Here is a 1,376-nt window from a genome sequence, read left to right as displayed (position 1 = left end):
CTTTAAGTCGGGGAGTTTTTCCATTCCTTGATCTAATGTCTATCTCGTCTTCTTGTCAAGGGGGTTGAGCAATTACGATATTTTTTACCGCCCTGAGCCAGTATTGGCATGATTATTTATTTGGAAGTCCCTTATTAGCATGGTTAGGCAATTACGGACACCTATCCTATGAAAAGCAACAAGAATTTCTGTGGGAATTAGGTGGCATCGAGATTGGCATCGGAACATTACAAGCGACCAACGCACGAGTAGCTGATGCCATCTTGCCAGCCGTTGCAGACTTGTGGCAATGGGCACCCCGACAAGCCAACGTCCATGTAGACGAAACCCCTTGGTGCGTCAAGGGAATCAAAGAATGGTTGTGGACGGCCACAGGCCGAGATTTTTGCCTGTTTCATGCAACAGACACTCGCAGTCGCTCGGAATTAGAAACCATGCTCGGCAATGAGGCAAGCCGGAGTGTTAAGTTCCGATGATTTTAGCGTCTACAACGGTGTGCAAGTGGGAGCGCAACAGAAATGCTTGGTACATCTGAGACGACATTTTAAGAAAGTCCAGCAACTAAATGATGGTAATAATACTGTAGTCGCAGAGGCATTCTTGGGATTAATTGATGAGGCGTTTCGACAGCATCGACGATGGCGCGAAAACCCTGAAGGGTTCGATTATCGTACTTGGGCAACAGACTTTAAGACCAGACTGGCAGAATTATTAAATACTTGGCTGGGTCATGTCGGTTATGCTGCGGGACTGTTGTTGCGCTCATTGCGCGATAAAGCCGATCAATGGTGGTACTTTTTAGACCACCCCTCGATTCCTCCTGACAATAATTTGGCAGAGCGTTCTCTGCGATTGGCGGTGACCAAACGTAAAGTATCTGGTGGTTCCAGGTCAATGTCTCGGTTTGAACAAACTGCTGATTTACTATCAGCAATACAGACTTGTCGTTTTCAAGGCAAAAGCGCAATGGCTTTTTTTCGTGATGCGATATTTGCCCATACTTGTAACTTTTCCATGCCTTCTCTAATTCCTCAATCAAAGACCTGAATCCTTACATTTCTGTTTCAATTATTTTCAGGTACTCTTCTTTTTTATGAAAAAAAGCATTATCAAGTATAATCACTATTTTGGCTCCTTTTTCAGCAAATTCTGAGGCTCGATCTCCTGCTGATACCCATTTATTGATTAGCTCTTTATAAAAGAGTTTTAGCACTCGATAAAAATTATATGAGTTGCCTTTCTTGAGGAACTCTACCACCTTTTTTTATCGGAATTCCTCACTCCTCCCATTACATTAAATCTGCCTTTTCTTCTGTCTCCTCTGACCTTTTTTCGGCTGCCTTTTTTACACCAGTTCTTTCTTCTGGTGACTCTTA

Annotated in this window: 1 protein-coding gene and 1 pseudogene; one reads left to right on the top strand and one right to left on the bottom strand. The window is 43.4% G+C overall.

The window, feature by feature from the left end:
- Window positions 1-134: 134 nt before the first annotated feature.
- Window positions 135-1,047 (top strand): annotated as a pseudogene (tnpC, locus tag QUA80_RS33535) (IS66 family transposase); the annotation flags it as partial.
- Window positions 1,048-1,051: 4 nt separating this feature from the next.
- Here the strand turns inward: tnpC and QUA80_RS33530 are convergent.
- Window positions 1,052-1,258 carry a hypothetical protein gene (locus QUA80_RS33530; protein ID WP_333429208.1) on the bottom strand — a complete coding sequence of 69 codons (207 nt, stop codon included), beginning with the start codon at window positions 1,256-1,258 and terminating at the stop codon, window positions 1,052-1,054.
- Window positions 1,259-1,376: the final 118 nt, after the last annotated feature.

This window comes from Microcoleus sp. F4-D5, assembly GCF_036704885.1.
Taxonomy (GTDB): Bacteria; Cyanobacteriota; Cyanobacteriia; order Cyanobacteriales; family Microcoleaceae; genus Microcoleus.
The sequence above is the reverse complement of the archived record's forward strand: the minus strand, read 5'-3'. Positions and strand labels throughout refer to the sequence as shown.